The following is a 16948-nucleotide window of genomic DNA, read 5'->3' as shown; positions in this document are numbered from 1 at the left end:
GTACTTTCCTATCTGCTTACATGGTATAACTTGGACGATCTAAAGACATACTACCAGCTAAAATCCGCTCAGCTTCAGCTTTATAGTAAATTCCTTTATCACCACTCAATTGAATTGCGAAACCTTGCGGTTTAAATCCACTTTGCTTATGTGAAATCCACACTACTTTACCAGTTAAAGGAATTTTTTGTGATTGTTCTGGTAACGTAGCTAAAATAAAAATTTCTTGGCCCATCTTCACTTTTTGCTTCGATGGCACAAATAAGCCCCCACCTTGCACATACCCCATATAGCTTGCTTGTAAGGTTGCTCTATCAGGAATATTGACCTGAATAATTCCACCCATTTGTGGTTGCATTATAGTTTCCCCTTAAACGTTCATTAATTTTATAAAAAGTTGATCTGTGATGAGTTGTGTTTGTACATTTTGTTCAACCAATCTTTTAGATTGCTGTAATTCCTCATAAAGACTGAATAAGCTTTCTAAATTATAGTTTTGTGCCAATTGATCAAATTGTAAATCAATATTTTTCTGTGGTTGGTTCAGCTTGACACAAATTAAATCCCCTAACAAGTATTCAAGAAGCATCATAAAATCGTTAAAGTTGAGCTCTTTCTGCCACTTAGCTGAATAAAATAAAGGCATATTTTTTTGGTTAACTACCTTAGTCCAGTCTTCTAAAAATGTTTGTCTTTTCGCAAACCAATCACTAGTAGCAATTTCGACTGCTTGCAAAGGCATATCATTAGAAAGATCTAACAATAATTCAGGTGACACTGCCGCGATTTCAGCCAAATGCTCATTTAGATAAGATGTTGCCTGCTCATATGAAATACGGTCTAAAGCAAAATGCTGTAAGCGACTTCGAATGGTAGCTGGTAATTTCAAATAGTGATCAGCCAACAAAATTAAAACAACGCGCTCACCGGGTTCTTCTAAAGTTTTTAACAGTGCATTTGATGATGCAAGATTTAAAGCTTCAGCTGGTTCAATGACAATAACACGCCATCCTTCACCAGTTTGCTGTACAAATGGCAATAAATCTCGAATTTTTTCTATTTTAATTTTTGCATTCTGTTTTTTATTTTCTTCATCAGTCGTGATATGAACATAGTTCGGGTGCGTGTCTGATTTTAACCATTGACAGCTACTACATTCTCCACAAGCCCCCTGAGGCTGCTTATTTAAACAAAGTACCCATGCTAAAAAATGCTTGGCAAAAGCATGCTTACCACAACCTTGTTTACCATAAAATAATAAGCCATGCCCAATATTAGGAAAACGTGTTGTTAACGTTTCCCACATTGTCTGTTGCCACGGATAAACCTTAGAAGTCACATTCTGATTCATTAAATTAACACTTACTCAAAAGACTCAACAGGCATATTATTTAGACGGTCAAGATCTGCTTGGGTGTCAACACCTGGCGGTAAATTCGCTTCTGCTACAGCAATAGCAATACGATGCCCGTTTTCTAAAACACGTAATTGCTCAAGACTCTCTAGCTTTTCAAGTTTACCCATGTCCCATGTAACATACTCTTGTAACAAGTTCACACGATAAGCATATAAACCTAAATGACGAAATGCTTGGGTATGTACAGTTGGTTCAGCTTGTTTAGCACCATCTCGATCATAAGGAATAGTTGCACGACTAAAGTACAAAGCTTCATTTTGATTAGACATAACCACTTTCACAATGCTATCACGCTGAAACTCATCTAAAGCATGAATAGGCTCACATAATGTAGACATTGAGCAATTTGGTTTTTCAACTAGAAGCTTCGCAACCTGCTGAACAAGTTGAGCTGGCAGTAAAGGCTCATCACCTTGTACATTTACAATAATGTCATCCGCATCCCACCCCTTAATACAAGCAACTTCACTCAAACGGTCAGTTCCCGATGGATGGTCAGCACTTGTTAAAACAACATCAACACCCTCTGCACGGCATATTTCAGCAATACGTTCATCATCGGTTGCTACACACAGATCATCGAAACCTTCAACTTTCTTTGCCTGATCTACTACGCGTAAAATCATAGGTCGATCATGAATAAGTAACAATGGCTTACCTGGCAAACGCGAACTTGAGAAGCGTGCTGGAATAACGATGTGTTTCATTTTTTCTTCCTAAGATATTTGAATATCAAGCTTTTGCAATTGCTGATTTAAAACCTGATAGCACTCTTCAGACAAAACAGCTTTAACAGGTACGACCCAAATAGGCCGTTTAAATTCTGGATGCTTTTCAAGTAAAGGCAACAACTTAACCGCATCTTTTTCAGTCGTAATGATAGGTTGATCATCATTAAATACAAGGTCATCAATAACATAATCATGATGATCACGAAAAGCATGCTCTTGAAATTGGTTTACACCTAAACCTTTAAGTGTTTGGTAAAAGCGCTGAGGAAAACCAATACCAACTACTGCATGGTAATTATTTTGAGTATTGAATGATAATTCAGTTACTGAAGAAGGATTCAATAAGTAAGGTTGTCCGACATCCAGATGCATATGCAGTGCTGTTGATGGGGCAAATGCATGTTCAATAACTGTACCCGTTTTTAAACGTTCAGCTGGTTCACGCAAATAGCCTTCTGGTAATAACTTTCTATTTCCAAGACCACGATTTTGATCAAGCACGATCCATTCTATTTGACGACCTAATGCCCAGTGTTGCAATCCATCATCACTAATAATTAAATCTAGTTTTGCCGATGCTAATAATAACTCGATTGCCGCTTGTCTATTGGGTCCTACTGCCATAGGTACACCAGTTGACTGTACAATCAAAGCAGGTTCATCTCCTGCTTCAGCTGCCTGACTAGCCGATGTTACCAACATAGGAAAAGGACCAGCTCCCCCATAGCCCCGACTAATGACGCCTACTTTTACATTATGCTGTTTTAGGTAATTAACCAGTTCTATTAATAATGGAGTTTTACCACTACCACCCACTGTAATATTTCCAATCACCATGACTGGTACAGGCGCGTCATAGACCTTTTTAAAACCTGAATTATAAAAATAACGATTCAGTAAAAACCCAGCACGATACAAACATGACAATGGACGCAAAACAACCAACCAATTTGATTGCTTATTCCATGCATTTTGTATCAGCTGGGCTAAAGACATGCTTAGTTGTCCTCAAAATTACGCTGATGTAATTGATAATAAGCACCATGCTTAGCAAGTAATTCTTGATGAGTACCTTGTTCAACAATTTGTCCACGATCTAATACGACAATACGGTCTGCATTTTCAATTGTAGATAAACGATGAGCAATCACAATCGTTGTACGGTCTTGCATCGCCTCATCAAATGCTTGCTGAATAAAGTGTTCAGATTCGTTATCAAGCGCACTTGTAGCTTCATCTAAAACGAGAATAGGCGCATTTTTCAAAATTGCACGAGCGATTGCTATACGTTGACGTTGGCCACCAGACAGATTTAGCCCTTGAGCACCTAGTACAGTGTCGTAACCATTTGGTAAGTTCATAATAAAGTCATGGGCATAAGCAGCCTTTGCCGCTGCGATAACTTCTTCGTCGCTCGCATCGTGTAGCTGACCATAAGCAATATTTTCACGTACAGTTCGGTTAAACAAAACAACTTGCTGATTTACCATCGCAATTTGTGTACGCAAACTTGAAAGTTCAATATCACGTATTGGTAAATTATCTAAATAAATTTGACCACTTGAGACTTCTTGGAAACGTACCAACATGTTCACTAAAGAGGTTTTACCAGCACCAGAGCGCCCTACCAATGCAACAGTTTCACCTGGACGAATATCTAAAGAAAAGTCTTTAATCGCCTGAGTGCCATCAGCATAGTTAAGTACAACATGGTCAAAACGAATTGCACCTTGCAACTGAGGTTTAAGCTGACCACTATTTTCTTCTTCAGGTAAATCTAATAATTCGAAAACTGAATGTGCTGCCGCTAAACCACGCTGCAACTTCTCATTAATATCAGTTAAGTTTTTAACAGGTTTAGAAAGAAGACCAGCTGCCGTAATATATGCGACAAACTCACCCGCACTTGTATTACCTAAAATTTGTGGTCTTAAGGCCAACCATACAATAAGAGCCATTGCACAAGCCATGACCACTTGAACAACTGGACTATTTAGGTTTTGCACAATTACCATTTTTAAGCCACGTTTTAAGTTCTCTTCAGATGACTTATAAAAACGCTCTTGTTCTGACTCTTCACCAGCGAAACTTTTAACAACTGCACTACCACTAATACTTTCTTGCACTACATGGTTAACATCACCCATAGTGTCCTGAACTTGTAGTGAAAGTTTACGCATTCTTTTCGATGCCTGACGTACTAAAATACCAATAATAGGTAAGAACACCATAATACAAAGAGTCAGACGCCAATTTGTATAAAACAAATAACCTAACAACCCCAGCGTAATCATGCCATCTCGAACAATGGTTTTTAATGACTCAGATGAAGCAGCTGTCAGTTGCTCGACGTTATACATAATTTTGGCTGTAATATGTCCCGAAGAGTTATCGAGATAATATTGAGCTGGTAATTTTAAAAGTTTTGCATAAACTTCTTGGCGAATGCTAAAAACTAAACTACGTGAGATAACAGCAGTATAGTAGCCGCCCATAAATAAGCCTAGGCCACGGAAAAATACCAATAAAATGATTAATAAAGGGAACCAATCCAGATCTGCTCTACTCGCATTTTGAATTGCATCAATAATAAATTTAATGAGCTTAGCAACTGAAACCTCTGTTGCTGAGTTCATACCGAATCCGATAAGAACTAATAAGGCCACGCCCCAATAAGGTTTTAAATAAGATATGAGACGCAAATAAACCTTAAAATCTTGATTCACTAAGAAAAACCTCTAGAAGGAACTTTGGTACTAATATTGATGTTAACAAAACCGAGTTGTCCTGCTACATCCATAACACGAATAACATCCTGATGAGACGCCTTTGCATCAGCAGCGATGATAAACATAAAGTCACGGCGCTCTTGAGCAATTTGCTTAATTGCAGTGCTCAAATCAGCCCCATCTTTGCTAGATAAGGCCTGACCATTTACAGCGTAATGACCGCTAGAGTCTACCACGACTTCAATTTTATGATCGTACTGTTTTGGTGGGACACCTTGGGCATCTGGTAAAGTTAAATTGATGCGACTTGGCTGATTAAAAGTGGTAGATAACAATAAAAACACCAGAATGAACAGTAAACAATCAATCATAGGCGTTAGATTGATATGAATGTCTTCAACTTGAGAACGTTTAAACTTCATATTTGTTCCCTACCCATCAACCAACACGGCGATGTTCTTGCGCAACTGAAGAACGCTTGTAAAACAACGATGCATGGAAGAGTGTAGATTGCTGCTCTAACTCCGCAATGTAATTTTGCACCACTCTTTGAAAATAGCGATATGAAATAAGAGCAGGAATTGCAATGAGCATACCAACCGCTGTCGTGATCAATGCCTTTGAAATACCAGGAATCATTAAGCTTGGGCTACCTGCCGAACCAAAATCAATCACAAGAAAAGACTCAATAATCCCTACAACCGTTCCAAGTAACCCAAGTAAAGGTGCAATAGCACTTAAAGTTCCCAAGAAGTTAATATTTTTTTCTAAATAAGAAATTTCTTGAGAAGCCATTGCTTCCATTTGAGCCCGAGCAAATTGCTCTCCATGCTCCTGATGCTCAAAACCAGCTTTTAGAATATTTCCTAATGCTGTGCTTGGGGCATCAGTATCTTGCTCTAAATTCGTGATGATATGAGAAATATCTGCACTACCATCACTCATCAGTGCTTTAGGCAAAACTTGTGAACGTCTTAAACGTATAAAACGCTCAATACTAATAGCGACTGTTAAAATTGAACACAAAATTAAAGGCAGCATTAACCAGCCGCCCGCTTTCACAAGTTCCCACATATTTTCTTCCCCAAGAATATAAATTAGAAATATATGACCTAACTTAGAATTAATCTGGTAAACAAATATTCAAAATACCATCTAACTCATCGAGTGAATGATAATGAATAACAAGTTTACCTTTACCTTTCTGGTTATGATCAATTTTAACATTGGCACCAAATCGTTCAGAGAGTTTCTGTGTCAATTGTTCAATATCTGGTGCAACAGGAGTTTTTTCCTTTTCCTGTTTAGGTTCGTTCCAATCACGAACTAACTGCTCAGTCTGACGAACAGATAATCCTTTTTCGATAACAATGTTGGCAACTTCAAGTTGCTCTTTACCTTTTAAGGTCAGGATCGCACGAGCATGGCCCATATCAAGCTGACCTTGTTGCATAAATTCTTTAATATCATCAGCCAAACTCAATAGACGCAACAAATTACTGACCGTTGTTCTCGCCTTACCTACAGTATCGGCAATTTCCTGATGACTTAAACCAAACTCATCATGAAAACGTTGCAATGCCAAGGCTTGATCAATTGGGTTTAAATCTTGACGTTGAATATTCTCAATAAGTGCTAAAGCAATCGCGACTTGGTCATTTAAATCACGAACAATTGCTGGAATTTCAGTTAAACCAGCAATTTGTGCTGCACGCCAACGACGCTCACCTGCAATAATTTCGTAAGGATGAGCTTCATCATCTACAGGACGAATAACGATTGGTTGCATCACCCCATGTTTTTCAATAGAAGATGCCAACTCTTGCAAATCATGCTCATGAATAAAACGACGTGGCTGATATTCACCTCGTTTCAACAAATTCACATCAATTTGCTTTAACTGCCCGTGATCAAGTGCTTGAGCTTCTAGTTGTAATTTTTCTTTTTGAATTGAACCAAGTAATGCATCTAAACCACGTCCTTTCGCCAATCCGCGTTTTTTGATGCTCATACTTTACTTCCTTTCTTCACTTTACTTTTCTTTAACATCTCAGCTGCAAGATTTAAGTATGCAACTGCACCCTTTGAACTCTTTTCAAAATAAATAACTGGTAAACCGTGTGCAGGCGCTTCAGCCAATCGAACGTTACGAGGAATCACGGTGTCATAAAGCTTTTTACCAAAATACTGTTCTAACTCAGCTGATACATCACGAGTTAAAGCATTACGCGCATCATACATTGTGCGTAAAACACCAATAATTTCTAAATCAGGATTTAATGCTTTTTGAATACGATCGATAGTTTGGGTTAAATCAGCCAAACCTTCTAATGCATAATACTCACATTGCATAGGAATGATTACACTATCTACGGCAGCTAAGGCATTTACCGTAATTAAACTTAAGCTAGGGGCACAGTCAACAATAATGTAATCAAAAGAATTTCTAATTTCGTTCAGAGCATTCTTTAAAATGAATTCACGACCTTCTTGTTCTGCAATTGCCAGCTCAACACCAGAAAGCTCACGATTTGAACCTAAAACTTTATAACCAACCTCAGCCTTTTGAATTGCAGTTTCGATTGGTACTTCACCCAATAACACATCAGTGATTGAGTAAAGTAGATCATTCTTTTGAATACCAGACCCCATCGTGGCATTACCTTGTGAATCTATATCAACAAGTAACACACGTTTTTTCAATACAGCAAGTGATGCTGCAAGGTTTACTGCAGTCGTTGTTTTACCAACACCACCCTTTTGGTTTGCAATCGCAATAATTTGAGCCATGGTAACCCTAATACTTTTTTATTTAAATTCGTTGAAGTAAAAGTAAATGACGTTGTTCATCAAGTCTTGGTACATGCAGTTCAATCACTTTACATGAAAATTCCTGCTTAAGCTCTTCCATTTCTTCAACTGGAATCAGTCCTTTCATCGCAGCAATTATACTCTGCTCATGCAAATATGGACGCGCAGCATCAACAAAATCAGTTAACGATGCAAATGCACGACTTGTAATCACATCAAATTGGCCAAGCTCATCAATTGTATCTTGATTTTCAACGCGTGTTTGCACGGCTACTACGTTTTTAAGCTTAAGGTCAGCAATAAACTGTTTCAAAAAACGAATTTTCTTACCATTTGAATCAAGCAATACACATGAGCGTTCCGGCTGACATAATGCAATGATCATGCCTGGCATACCGCCACCTGTACCTACATCGAGTAAACGGCCTGTTGGCAAATCTTTCAAAATACTTAGGCTATCTAACAAATGCTTCACTAACATTTCTTTCGGATCACGAATCGCTGTTAGATTATAAGCTTTGTTCCAAAGTACCAAAGCATCTTGATACTTTAACAATAATGTCAAAGCTTCATCGCTAAGCGACAAACCTAATTTTTGACTACCCTGTTGTAACTCTTGAAAAAATGGATGCATAAACAGATAACATCTAAGTAAAATTTAAAACAAAGTATACCCATTTATGCATCGTGGAACACTATTTAACGATTAGCGATTATGCAGTTAATCGTAGAAGCCTTCACGAATTTGCAAATCTAGCTCCATTAGGCGCTCTGGCGTCCCCACATCTACCCATGCACCCTTAAGCTTTTCAGCAGATACCTTTTGATTTTGCATCGCTTGCTTTAATAGTGGAGCTAAAGGACGTTTACCAGGTTCCAATCCATCAAAAAGCTTAGGATGGATAACAGATACACCACTAAAAGTGAGGTTCTCACCCTTCACATCTTGATCGAATGCAAAAGCGCGCCCATCCAATAATGTAAAGTCGCCGTCAGGATGTTGTTTAGGATTATCAACTAACACAAGATGAGCTAAATCATCATTTAGCTTAATATCGCGTAGAGCTTCAAAATCCATTGTTGTCCATACATCTCCATTCACTAGAATAAAAGGATCTGTTCCAAGCAGTGGCAAAGCATTAATAATTCCGCCAGCTGTTTCTAATCCTTCTTCTTCTCGTGTCCAACGGATGTCCACACCAAATTGAGAGCCATCTCCCAAGCTACTAATGAGTTTATCGGCTAACCACGCAGAATTGATGACTATTTCGGTCACACCCATATTCTTAAGTTTTTCAATATGCCACACAATAAGGGGCTTACCACCCACCTCAAGCAGAGGCTTTGGTGTATATAGCGTGAGTGGACGCATACGATTGCCCAAGCCAGCAGCAAGAATCATTGCTTTCATTATGCGGCTACCTCATAGGGACCATATTTCTCGATAAATTTAGGCATTACTATGTTATTTATAAATACCATAAACTCGTCAAGTTCAGCGTAACCACGGCTCTCTTCAAGTAAATACCACATGACTCGCGGCAAGTCTTTTAAATAACCAGACTTACCATCTCGCTCAAACAAACGGACAAAAATACCCAAAATTTTGATATGGCGTTGAATTGCCATTAAATCGGCATCACGCTTAAATTGCTCAAAAGTTCGGTTTTGTTTAGCCGATGCTGGTAAAAGTTCATAGAAAACTTTAAACCATTGATAAACACGTTCAGCGTTCCACTGCACATATGCATCACGTGTAATCGAGATTAAATCATAAGTATCAGCACCAATAACCGCGTCTTGGAAGTCGATTACTCCCAATTCCTCTTCATTGGTAATTTTCATTAAATTACGACTATGAAAATCACGATGCACAATAACTTGAGGCTGAGCCAATGCAGCATGAGCTAAGAAATCAAATGCATCATCAATAGTTTTCTTTTGCTCAGCCGTTGGATGAATCCCGAGTGATGGCAACATCCAATCTGTTAGCAACTGCATTTCAGACACAAGCTTTTCATAAGAATAAACCGGGAAATGATCAGTACCATTAATTGATTGCAAATGAGTGAGCTGCTTAAAGCTTTGTTCGTAGTATTGATCAACTGTTGCATCATTCAATAATGTCGACAACAGTACATCACCAAAGTCTTCTAACAACAGAAAACCTTGTGTTAAATCTTTTGCAACAATCTGAGGTACTCGAACCCCATGACCCGCAAAAAATTCGTCAATGGTTACAAACGGAACACAGTCTTCTTTTTCAGGAGGCGCATCCATAAGCATATACGTTTTATTTTGTAACTGGATGCGAGCATAACGACGAAAGCTGGCATCCCCTGCTAAATAAGCGATCTGAAATTGATCATTTTCAAGAACAGATGTAAGCCATGTATGTATCAATTGTTCACGTTGTGTATTCATTTGCAATAAAATCTAAAACAAGCTGAGATTTTTGAAGGGTTAAGTGTAGCCACTTATAAACTTTTTCTCTATGATGCGACAATAATTAATTGTGAATTAGCATACTTGGTTAATGAGACAATGAAGCATCAGTTTAAATTTAATCCTTTAGCGACCGCTATTTTTACGCTCTTATGTGGCTCCATACAATCAAGTTATGCTGAGTCAGCTGGTGTTGTCTCCAACATAGACAATAATCAACTTAAGGCGAGTATTAAGGAAGCCTATCCAGGGCAGGAATTCTTTCAACAATATTATGTTGATAAATCTGCACCTGAGGCGCAGTTGCGCAATAATAAATATTTGAGTTCGGCATTTTGCCAAGGAACTTGGATTACACCAATCAATCCTGAAACTAAAGCATTAGATGCAGATAAGGCTACATCGGTTGTAACTGCCGATTACGGTCATTACAACCCTGCTGGCGACTCTGAGCTAGAAGGAAACGTAGTAATAGACCAAGAAGGTCGTACTGTTCGTGCCGATAAAGTTACCATCGATAAAACTCAAACATTTGCTCATGCACAAGGTCGAGTTCAGTTAGCCCAAGGCGGCTTACTCTCTCAAAGTGATGAAATTAATTACAATTTAAAGACTCAAACTGGCGATTTAAATAATAGTTTTTATATTTCTGAACAGCAGCATGCACATGGTCACGCTGGAAAAATCGAAAGAACATCTCCAAATGTAATGGTTCTTAATGATGCAAGCTATACCACTTGTCCACCAGGTCAAAAACCTGCTTGGAAAATTCAGGCTAATAAAATTGAGCTGAATCAGGAAACTGGTCGAGGCGTCACTCGCAATGCAAAGATCTATGTTAAAGATGTTCCAGTTATAGCAGTCCCATACTTTAACTTCCCAATTGATGACCGTCGAACTACAGGTATTCTTAACCCTCAGTTTGGTTTCTCGGGTTTCTCAAATAGTGGTGGTGGCGGTGAACTTTCTGTTCCAATTTATTTAAATCTTGCACCTAATTATGATGCAACGATTACTCCACGATATCTATCAGAACGTGGAGCTATGCTCAAAGGTGAATTTCGCTATTTAACGGATGGATTTGGTGCAGGGGTAATATCAGGCGGTATTCTTCCATCTGATAAAGAATATAACGATAAAGACCGTAAAGATTTTAATTTCCTCCACAATTGGAATATTAATGATCAATGGTCTACCAACCTTGAATATCACTATGCATCTGATAAAGATTATTTTGCAGACTTAGACAGCAGTCCGAACTCTAAAACTGATGTAAATCTTCGTAGAGCTTGGGAGCTGAACTACCAGCATGGCATTCCAGGTTTAAAAGCTCAGCTTAAAGTTGAGGACTTCCAGACACTAGACCCTTCAGTTCTGGATGCAAACAAACCTTATGCCCGTTTACCACAGTTCTTATTAAACTATGTCACAGGTAACCCACAAGGTTTACAGTACGAATTTAATAACGATACGGCATACTTCAAAAAATCAATTAATGATGGTTCTGCTCAGGAAAGTAGTGGTACGCGTATTTATAACCAGTTCGCAACACGTTATAACTATCGTACACCAGCGGCTTTCGTTATCCCTGAAGTGTCTGTACGTTCTATTCAGACTTTCTATGACAAAGACAGTATTGCCTCACAAGACTTAGATGCTAGTTCAGAATCCAAATCAGTTGTTGTACCCCAGTTTACTTTAGATACAGGTCTGACATTTGAGCGCGATGGTAAATATCTCCAAACCATTACACCTCGTGCTTTTTACGCTTATGCTCCTTATAAAAATCAGAACAGTTATCCAAACTTTGACTCAACTTCAGCATCGGTTAATTACGATCAATTATTTAACCCTTACCGCTTCTATGGACATGACCGCCTTGAAGACAACAATTTCTTATCATTGGGTGTAAGTTATAGTTTATTTGATACGGTGGGCTTAGAACGTTTACGTGCAAGTGTAGGCCAAAGCTATTATTTTGAAGATCGACGTGTAACTCTACAAAATCAACCCGATGCATTTGATACTGAGCGCAATACAGGACCAGTTGTAAGCTTAACAAGCCAACTCAACCAGAACTTTACTATTGGAGCAAATTCAGCATGGATGTCAAACGGTGATAACGCTCAGCGAGACTTCCAAGTTTACTATACAGGTGACAAAGGCAACCTATACAACTTAGGTTACTTCTATCGCAAAAATATTCCTGGTCGTCAAGAAACTTATGATCAAGTTGTTGCATCCTTTATACAACCAATTAAAGACAACTGGCGTATTATGGGTCTTGTTCAATATGACATGGACAATGATGTGGCTCGTGAGTTGTTATTAGGTGTTAACTATGAATCATGTTGCTGGGGTATCTCAGTCTATGGTCGTTCTTACTATAACGACCTAGATGATCCAAAATCTCCTAATGTTAACGAGAAACGCGCGATTATGGCTGAAATTACGCTTAAAGGTTTAGGTGGTTTAAACAATAAACTCGCGTCTATACTTGAAAATCGCGTTTTAGGTTTTAATAAAATTAATCAATCTTGGACACAACGTTAATGAAGGCAAAGCATCTTAAACAGTTTTTTAAAGCAACAACCCTTGCTGTATTAATATCTTCATCAATGCATAGTTTTGCCCAACCCACTGATGAAGTTGTGGCAATTGTGGACAATAGCGTAATTTTAAAAAGTGACCTTGAACAAGGAATGGCAGAAGCTGCTCACGAATTGCAAGCACAAAAAAAAGAAGTACCACCTCAACAATACCTACAATTTCAGGTTTTAGATCAACTCATTTTACGTCAAGCTCAACTTGAACAAGTAAAACGTTATGGCATTAAACCTGATGAGAAAAGTCTAAACGAGGCAGTACTAAAAGTAGCAAGTCAATCCGGCAGTAAAAGTCTAGAAGCTTTTCAACAAAAGTTAGATGCAATTGCTCCAGGAACATATGAAAACTTACGAGGCCGTATTGCTGAAGATTTAGCAATTAATCGCCTACGCCAGCAACAAGTGATGTCTCGTATTAAAATTAGTGACCAAGATGTCGACAATTTTTTAAAGTCACCACAAGGACAAGCTGCTCTTGGTAATCAGGCTCACGTGATTCATATGCGAATCGCAGGAGACAACCCTCAAGAAGTTCAGAATGTAGCCAAAGAAGTTCGCTCAAAGCTTGCTCAAAGCAATGACATAAATGCTCTTAAAAAACTTTCAACTGCGACTGTAAAAGTTGAAGGTGCAGATATGGGATTCCGCCCTCTTTCTGATATTCCAGCAGAACTTGCCGCTCGTATTACTCCACTCCAAGATGGTCAAACAACTGATCTAATCTCTGTACGTGATGGTGTACATGTTCTAAAACTCTTAGAACGCAAGCAAAATGAACAAAAAGCATTGGTACCGCAATATCAAACTCGCCACATTCTTATTCAACCATCTGAAGTGGTAAGTCCTGAAAATGCGAAACAAATTATTGACAGCATTTACAAGCGATTAAAGGCGGGACAAGATTTCGCTACGCTTGCTGCAACCTATTCAAATGATACAGGTTCAGCACGTGATGGCGGTAGTTTAGGTTGGGTTACACCAGGTATGATGGTTCCTGAGTTTGATAAAAAAATGCAGGAAATTCCTGTAGGTCAAATTAGTGAGCCTTTCCAAACTCAATTTGGCTGGCATATTCTACAAGTAACAGATAAACGCGAAAAAGATATGACTCATGAATATCAAGAGCGTATGGCACGTCAAATTTTAGGTGAGCGTCAATTCAATACCGAAGTTGATAGCTGGTTACGAGAAGTACGTGCTAATGCATATGTAGAGATTAAAGACCCTAGTCTCGACAAAAAGAATTTACAAAAGTAAGTTCTTTTTGCTGCTATTAAAACCTGTGTTTATCACAGGTTTTTTTATGAATAAAATCTGGCTAATAAAAAACCGGTTATTTACATAACCGGTTTCTATAAATCAAGCCCTAACGGGAATTATTTATAACGATCAACCATTTTCTCTAAAGAAATTGGACGGATCTTGTCAGCATTTCCAGCTGTACCAAATGCTTCATAACGATCAATACAAATTTGCTTCATTGAATCTACAGTTTTAGCAAAGTATTTACGTGGATCAAATTCAGCTGGGTTTTCAGCCATAAACTGACGAATTGCGCCAGTAGATGCTAAGCGTAAGTCTGTATCGATATTGATCTTACGTACACCATGTTTAATTGCTTCTACAAGCTGTTCAACAGGTACACCATAAGTCTCTTTAATATCACCACCGAACTCATTGATTACTTTCAACCATTCTTGTGGTACAGAGCTTGAACCGTGCATAACAAGGTGAGTATTTGGTAATGCCGCATGAATTTCTTTAATACGGTCAATTGCCAAGATATCGCCTGTAGGTGGACGAGTGAATTTGTAAGCACCATGTGAAGTACCCACAGCAATCGCTAATGCATCTACATTGGTATCAGCAACAAATTGAGTCGCTTCTTCAACAGAAGTAAGAAGTTGTGAGTGATCAAGTACACCTTCAGCACCAACACCGTCTTCTTCGCCTGCCATACCAGTTTCAAGGCTACCTAAACAGCCAATCTCACCTTCAACAGAAACACCACATGCATGTGCCAAAGCAACAACATTACGAGTTACATCAACGTTATATTCGTAAGATGTAGGTGTTTTACCATCTGTACCTAATGAACCGTCCATCATTACAGAGCTAAAGCCAAGCTGAATTGAACGTTGACAGATATCAGGGCTTGTACCATGGTCTTGGTGCATTACCACTGGAATGTGCGGCCATTCTTCAATTGCAGCCAAAATAAGATGGCGCAAGAATGGAGCGCCTGCATATTTGCGAGCTCCAGCTGATGCCTGAACAATTACAGGTGAATTGGTTGCATCCGCGGCAAGCATAATTGCACGCATTTGTTCTAAGTTATTTACGTTAAATGCTGGTACGCCGTAGTTATGTTCTGCAGCGTGATCCAAGAGCTGGCGCATTGAAATGAGTGCCATAATATCCTCCCAGGTAGTGCGGCTTATTCTACCTTGTCATTTATTTCAATTCAGCAACAAATCACAGTATTTCAAAAAAAATCCCTGCATTTGCAGGGACTTTTTAACAAAATACAACAAATTAATGAGTTTCTGAAGCAGCCGGCTCGCTAGACGCGCCACCTTCAACCACGTCAGTATTCTTTTCATCTAAAACTGGCTTATCAAGCGAATCAATTGTAGCTTGCTGTTCAGGAGTTACTTTATCAGCAACTGCTGTAGAAGCAGCATCTTGCCCTGCTTTAGAAGACTCTTCTTTTTTAGCACAAGCAGTCAACATCACTGGAACAATTAACAAAGCAGCTAAGGTAAGTTTTAAATTCATCACTATTTTCCACAATTGGTGATTTAGTGCTCATTATTTTATTTCAGAAATATGACAATTTAATGACTTATCCATGAAAAAGGGGTTGAACCCAACCCCTTCTTATTTTTACATATATGTATTATGCACGTTCTAATAAAACTGCAACTGCCGGCAAAGTTTTACCTTCAACAAACTCAAGGAATGCACCACCACCAGTTGAAATATAACCAATTTGGTCAGCAACATTATATTTATCAATCGCAGCTAGAGTATCGCCACCGCCAGCAATTGAGAATGCGTCAGATTGAGCAACTGCAAGAGAAAGTGCTTTAGTACCTTCACCAAATTGATCAACTTCAAATACGCCAACAGGACCATTCCAAAGAATCGTTTTTGATGTTGTTAAAATATTTGCAAATGCTTTAGCTGTTTCAGGACCCACATCTAAAATCATGTCATTTGCTGTTACGTCTTCAACTTTTTTAACAACTGCTTGTGCTGCTGCTAAAGAACCTAAGAAATCTTCAAAATTAATTTGAGATGCATCAGCAACAACAACATCTGTAGGAAGTGGAACACTTACTTTAGCAGCGATTTGTTTTGCCGTTTCAATCAAGTCAGCTTCGTATAAAGATTTACCAACGTTGTAACCTGCAGCTGCTAGGAAAGTATTTGCAATACCACCACCAACAATAAGTTGATCGCAAATAGTAGACAATGAGTTTAAAACATCAAGTTTTGTTGAAACTTTAGAGCCAGCAACAATAGCCACCATTGGTTTTTCAGGTGTTTGCATTGCACGGCCAAGTGCGTCTAATTCAGCAGCTAATAATGGACCAACAGCTGCAATAGGAGCAAAACGTGCTACGCCTTCTGTAGAAGCTTCTGCACGGTGAGCAGTACCGAATGCATCCATCACAAATACATCACATAAAGCAGCATACTTTTGTGCAAGTTCCGGATTATTTTTCTTTTCACCCGCGTTAAAACGAACATTTTCAAGCAAAACTACTTGGCCAGCTTGAACTTCTACGCCATCAAGATAGTCAGTAAATAATTTAACTTCTTGGCCTAGTGCTTCAGTTAAATATGCTGCAACTGGTGCAAGCGATTGCTCAGGCTTTGGTTCACCTTCAACAGGACGACCTAAATGCGAAAATACCATTACAGCCGCGCCTTTTTCTAAAGCAGCTTTTATTGTTGGAAGTGCTGCACGTAAACGAGCATCGCTGGTAATCACACCATTTTTAACAGGAACGTTTAAATCTTCACGAATAAGTACACGTTTACCTGCTAAGTTAAGGTCAGTCATACGCTGAAAATTCATGTAAAGCTCTCTTTATGATTTTAAAAACGCGCCAATTTTAAATGATTACATCAAAAAAGGTTAGTTTTTTTGCATAAAAGCTGTAGAAAACCAAAGTTTTGATTATGATAGAGGTAGTAATT

General features: G+C 38.6%; 17 protein-coding genes. 2 read left to right on the top strand and 15 right to left on the bottom strand.

What is annotated here, in order from left to right; translation table 11 throughout:
* Nucleotides 1-16: 16 nt before the first annotated feature.
* The 12 genes from ACH63V_RS06025 to ACH63V_RS05970 all read right to left on the bottom strand — a co-directional run bounded on the left by ACH63V_RS06025 (nucleotide 17) and on the right by ACH63V_RS05970 (nucleotide 10112).
* Nucleotides 17-358, bottom strand: coding sequence for a PilZ domain-containing protein (locus ACH63V_RS06025; RefSeq protein WP_001183024.1), 342 nt, complete (start codon nucleotides 356-358; stop codon nucleotides 17-19).
* A 12-nt stretch (nucleotides 359-370) separates the two neighbouring features.
* The gene (locus ACH63V_RS06020; protein WP_396462991.1) at nucleotides 371-1351 is read right to left on the bottom strand and encodes a DNA polymerase III subunit delta'; all 981 of its coding nucleotides are present in this window, start codon (nucleotides 1349-1351) and stop codon (nucleotides 371-373) included.
* 11 nt (nucleotides 1352-1362) lie between these two features.
* Nucleotides 1363-2124, bottom strand: coding sequence for a 3-deoxy-manno-octulosonate cytidylyltransferase (gene kdsB / locus ACH63V_RS06015; protein WP_396462990.1), 762 nt, complete (start codon nucleotides 2122-2124; stop codon nucleotides 1363-1365).
* Between the two features lie 9 nt (nucleotides 2125-2133).
* Nucleotides 2134-3144 carry a tetraacyldisaccharide 4'-kinase gene (lpxK, locus tag ACH63V_RS06010; RefSeq protein ID WP_396462989.1) on the bottom strand — a complete coding sequence of 337 codons (1011 nt, stop codon included), beginning with the start codon at nucleotides 3142-3144 and terminating at the stop codon, nucleotides 2134-2136.
* A 2-nt stretch (nucleotides 3145-3146) separates the two neighbouring features.
* Nucleotides 3147-4874, bottom strand: coding sequence for a lipid A export permease/ATP-binding protein MsbA (msbA, locus tag ACH63V_RS06005; protein WP_396462988.1), 1728 nt, complete (start codon nucleotides 4872-4874; stop codon nucleotides 3147-3149).
* Nucleotides 4874-5299 (bottom strand): ExbD/TolR family protein, encoded by a 426-nt coding sequence (locus ACH63V_RS06000; protein WP_396462987.1) that lies wholly within the window; start codon nucleotides 5297-5299, stop codon nucleotides 4874-4876. Before ACH63V_RS06000 ends, msbA begins: the two co-directional genes overlap by 1 nt.
* Nucleotides 5300-5315: 16 nt before the next feature.
* Complete coding sequence (locus tag ACH63V_RS05995) at nucleotides 5316-5951, bottom strand: MotA/TolQ/ExbB proton channel family protein (protein WP_396462986.1); 636 nt, start codon at nucleotides 5949-5951, stop codon at nucleotides 5316-5318.
* Between the two features lie 49 nt (nucleotides 5952-6000).
* Nucleotides 6001-6888, bottom strand: coding sequence for a ParB/RepB/Spo0J family partition protein (locus ACH63V_RS05990; RefSeq protein ID WP_263613585.1), 888 nt, complete (start codon nucleotides 6886-6888; stop codon nucleotides 6001-6003).
* A complete protein-coding gene (locus ACH63V_RS05985; RefSeq protein ID WP_002050124.1) occupies nucleotides 6885-7667 on the bottom strand; it encodes a ParA family protein in 783 nt (260 codons plus the stop codon). The genes ACH63V_RS05990 and ACH63V_RS05985 overlap by 4 nt, the downstream gene beginning before the upstream one ends.
* 22 nt (nucleotides 7668-7689) lie before the next feature.
* Entirely contained in the window at nucleotides 7690-8322 is a 633-nt protein-coding gene (rsmG, locus tag ACH63V_RS05980; RefSeq protein ID WP_396462985.1) for a 16S rRNA (guanine(527)-N(7))-methyltransferase RsmG, read from the bottom strand.
* Between the two features lie 87 nt (nucleotides 8323-8409).
* Complete coding sequence (gene murU / locus ACH63V_RS05975; protein WP_396462984.1) at nucleotides 8410-9099, bottom strand: N-acetylmuramate alpha-1-phosphate uridylyltransferase MurU; 690 nt, start codon at nucleotides 9097-9099, stop codon at nucleotides 8410-8412.
* Nucleotides 9099-10112, bottom strand: coding sequence for an aminoglycoside phosphotransferase family protein (locus ACH63V_RS05970; RefSeq protein WP_396462983.1), 1014 nt, complete (start codon nucleotides 10110-10112; stop codon nucleotides 9099-9101). The genes murU and ACH63V_RS05970 overlap by 1 nt, the downstream gene beginning before the upstream one ends.
* Before the next feature lie 120 nt (nucleotides 10113-10232).
* Between ACH63V_RS05970 and ACH63V_RS05965 the strand changes: the two genes are divergently transcribed.
* Nucleotides 10233-12686 (top strand): LPS-assembly protein LptD, encoded by a 2454-nt coding sequence (locus ACH63V_RS05965; protein ID WP_263613581.1) that lies wholly within the window; start codon nucleotides 10233-10235, stop codon nucleotides 12684-12686.
* On the top strand, nucleotides 12686-13996 hold the full coding sequence (locus ACH63V_RS05960; protein ID WP_396462982.1) for a peptidylprolyl isomerase: 1311 nt from the start codon (nucleotides 12686-12688) through the stop codon (nucleotides 13994-13996). The genes ACH63V_RS05965 and ACH63V_RS05960 overlap by 1 nt, the downstream gene beginning before the upstream one ends.
* Nucleotides 13997-14115: 119 nt before the next feature.
* On the opposite strand, the gene fba is transcribed toward ACH63V_RS05960, so the two are convergent.
* The 3 genes from fba to ACH63V_RS05945 all read right to left on the bottom strand — a co-directional run bounded on the left by fba (nucleotide 14116) and on the right by ACH63V_RS05945 (nucleotide 16826).
* Nucleotides 14116-15153 carry a class II fructose-bisphosphate aldolase gene (gene fba, locus ACH63V_RS05955; RefSeq protein ID WP_002121428.1) on the bottom strand — a complete coding sequence of 346 codons (1038 nt, stop codon included), beginning with the start codon at nucleotides 15151-15153 and terminating at the stop codon, nucleotides 14116-14118.
* Nucleotides 15154-15274: 121 nt separating this feature from the next.
* The gene (locus tag ACH63V_RS05950; protein WP_263613579.1) at nucleotides 15275-15517 is read right to left on the bottom strand and encodes a hypothetical protein; all 243 of its coding nucleotides are present in this window, start codon (nucleotides 15515-15517) and stop codon (nucleotides 15275-15277) included.
* 121 nt (nucleotides 15518-15638) lie between these two features.
* A complete protein-coding gene (locus ACH63V_RS05945) occupies nucleotides 15639-16826 on the bottom strand; it encodes a phosphoglycerate kinase (protein WP_396462981.1) in 1188 nt (395 codons plus the stop codon).
* Nucleotides 16827-16948: the final 122 nt, after the last annotated feature.

It is taken from the genome of Acinetobacter sp. ABJ-A23_2 (assembly GCF_044538765.1).
Classification (GTDB): Bacteria; Pseudomonadota; Gammaproteobacteria; order Pseudomonadales; family Moraxellaceae; genus Acinetobacter; species Acinetobacter nosocomialis_A.
This window is presented reverse-complemented; position numbering and strand designations above follow the sequence as displayed.

Coding starts and splice junctions, on each gene's coding strand:
- ACH63V_RS06025 (WP_001183024.1), bottom strand. CDS start 358: ATGCAACCACAAATGGGTGGAATTATTCAGGTCAATATTCCTGATAGA.
- ACH63V_RS06020 (WP_396462991.1), bottom strand. CDS start 1,351: ATGAATCAGAATGTGACTTCTAAGGTTTATCCGTGGCAACAGACAATG.
- kdsB (WP_396462990.1), bottom strand. CDS start 2,124: ATGAAACACATCGTTATTCCAGCACGCTTCTCAAGTTCGCGTTTGCCA.
- lpxK (WP_396462989.1), bottom strand. CDS start 3,144: ATGTCTTTAGCCCAGCTGATACAAAATGCATGGAATAAGCAATCAAAT.
- ACH63V_RS06000 (WP_396462987.1), bottom strand. CDS start 5,299: ATGAAGTTTAAACGTTCTCAAGTTGAAGACATTCATATCAATCTAACG.
- ACH63V_RS05995 (WP_396462986.1), bottom strand. CDS start 5,951: ATGTGGGAACTTGTGAAAGCGGGCGGCTGGTTAATGCTGCCTTTAATT.
- ACH63V_RS05990 (WP_263613585.1), bottom strand. CDS start 6,888: ATGAGCATCAAAAAACGCGGATTGGCGAAAGGACGTGGTTTAGATGCA.
- ACH63V_RS05985 (WP_002050124.1), bottom strand. CDS start 7,667: ATGGCTCAAATTATTGCGATTGCAAACCAAAAGGGTGGTGTTGGTAAA.
- rsmG (WP_396462985.1), bottom strand. CDS start 8,322: ATGCATCCATTTTTTCAAGAGTTACAACAGGGTAGTCAAAAATTAGGT.
- murU (WP_396462984.1), bottom strand. CDS start 9,099: ATGAAAGCAATGATTCTTGCTGCTGGCTTGGGCAATCGTATGCGTCCA.
- ACH63V_RS05970 (WP_396462983.1), bottom strand. CDS start 10,112: ATGAATACACAACGTGAACAATTGATACATACATGGCTTACATCTGTT.
- ACH63V_RS05965 (WP_263613581.1), top strand. CDS start 10,233: ATGAAGCATCAGTTTAAATTTAATCCTTTAGCGACCGCTATTTTTACG.
- ACH63V_RS05960 (WP_396462982.1), top strand. CDS start 12,686: ATGAAGGCAAAGCATCTTAAACAGTTTTTTAAAGCAACAACCCTTGCT.
- fba (WP_002121428.1), bottom strand. CDS start 15,153: ATGGCACTCATTTCAATGCGCCAGCTCTTGGATCACGCTGCAGAACAT.
- ACH63V_RS05950 (WP_263613579.1), bottom strand. CDS start 15,517: ATGAATTTAAAACTTACCTTAGCTGCTTTGTTAATTGTTCCAGTGATG.
- ACH63V_RS05945 (WP_396462981.1), bottom strand. CDS start 16,826: ATGAATTTTCAGCGTATGACTGACCTTAACTTAGCAGGTAAACGTGTA.